General features: G+C 51.0%; 1 rRNA gene (cut by a window edge). It reads left to right on the plus strand.

From position 1 onward, the window contains the following. Nucleotides 1-1,391 (plus strand): 23S ribosomal RNA (locus JKK62_RS01730); its annotated part reaches 1,137 nt to the left of the window's first position; the annotation flags it as partial.

The raw sequence follows: 1,391 nt of genomic DNA on the forward strand, positions 1-1,391 counted from the left end.
CTGGTCGAGTGACCCTGCGCCGAAAATTTAACGGGGCTAAACTATACACCGAAGCTTGGGATGTGTACAGTTATTAATGTTTTTCGCAAAGTTTAGAAGAAAAAAATTCCGCGACGCGTCAAAGGCGAAGAGGAATAGAAGAGGAAAAGGCGAAGCGTCGCTAAATTCCTGATAAGGCTAAACTAAGAGGAAGATGTTAATAACTGTACACATGGTAGGAGAGCGTCGTATAAGGGGTGAAGTCAGAGCGAAAGCGCTGGTGGACTTTATACGAGTGAGAATGCCGGAATGAGTAGCGAGAAATATGTGAGAATCATATTGGCCGAAAATCTAAGGTTTTTGGAGGAAGGTTCGTCCGCTCCAAGTAAGTCGGGAGCTAAGGTCAGGCCGAAAGGCGTAGCCGATGCACATACGGTTGATATTCCGTAACCGCTTACCACTTAAGCAGAGGGACACCTTTGAAGGGAACATCCCGGGCGTTGGTTGACCCGGGCGTAAGGGACTGAAATTATAGTAGGGAAGTGTTCTTGGATGAGGGCGAGAAAAGCTCTGTGTATGTAAGGTAAGTGCCCGTACCGCAAACCGACACAGGTAGATAGGAAGAGGATTCTAAGGCCAACGGGAGAAGGGTAGTTAAGGAACTCGGCAAATTGACTCCGTAACTTCGGGATAAGGAGTGCTCACCTCCGGGTGAGCCGCAGTGAATAGGCCCAGGCAACTGTTTAGCAAAAACACAGGTCTCTGCCAAATCGAAAGATGACGTATAGGGGCTGACACCTGCCCGGTGCCGGAAGGTTAAGAGGAGATGTGAGAGCATTGAATTGAAGCCCCGGTAAACGGCGGCCGTAACTATAACGGTCCTAAGGTAGCGAAATTCCTTGTCGGGTAAGTTCCGACCCGCACGAATGGTGTAATGATCTGGGCACTGTCTCAACTACCCGCCCGGCGAAATTGTAGTACCGGTGAAGATGCCGGTTACCTGCGACAAGACGGAAAGACCCCATGGAGCTTTACTGCAGCTTGATATTGGGTTTCGGTAATTTATGTACAGGATAGGCGGGAGACTAGGAACCGTGGGCGTCAGCTTGCGGGGAGTCGTCCTTGGGATACCGCTCTTAGATTGCTGGAATTCTAACCTGCGGCCATGAATCTGGTCGGGGGACATTGTCAGGTGGGCAGTTTGACTGGGGCGGTCGCCTCCGAAAAAGTAACGGAGGCGCTCAAAGGTTGGCTCAGCACGGACGGAAACCGTGCCCCTGAGTGTAAACGCATAAGCCAGCCTAACTGCGAGCGTGACGGCGCGAGCAGTAACGAAAGTTGGAGTTAGTGATCCGGCGGTATGTGAATGGAAATGCCGTCGCTCAACGGATAAAAGCTACCCTGGGGATAAC

This window comes from Ruminococcus difficilis, from assembly GCF_016680995.1.